The organism is Paraburkholderia sp. EG286B (assembly GCF_040965655.1).
Lineage (GTDB): Bacteria > Pseudomonadota > Gammaproteobacteria > Burkholderiales > Burkholderiaceae > Paraburkholderia.
The window spans coordinates 1-340 of record NZ_JBFRCF010000201.1 but is presented as its reverse complement, the minus strand read 5'-3'; the positions used below and the strand labels follow the sequence as shown (position 1 = coordinate 340).

The window sequence follows — 340 nt, the reverse complement described above, 5'->3', positions numbered from 1 at the left end:
ACAAGTGAGTTTCACTTGAACACCTTCCGGTACTGTATAAAGCCAGAGCGCTCTCCCACGGCGTCGTAGAGGAGCCTGCCTGGGTAGTTCGTTTCGTGAGTCAGCCAGTGCACCCGAGGAGCTTTTCCACGTTTCGCCGCCGCGTACACATGTTCGATCAGTGCGCGACCAATGCCACGCCCACGTGCGTCAGGTCCAACAAACAGGTCCTGAAGATAGCAGTAGTCGGCAGATGTCCAGGTCGACCTTTGGTAGACCGTGTGCGCGAAGCCGCAAGGGTGACCGCATGTCATGGCGAGCACCGCGTACATCGGTTCGTTGGGGTCGAGGAAGCGCTCCC

The 340-nt window shown here is 58.8% G+C and carries 1 protein-coding gene; it reads right to left on the bottom strand.

The features are described 5' to 3' along the window. Positions 1 to 11 precede the first annotated feature (11 nt). Positions 12 to 340: GNAT family N-acetyltransferase (locus AB4Y42_RS44410; protein WP_368697919.1), on the bottom strand; the 329-nt coding region annotated here is incomplete at its 5' end.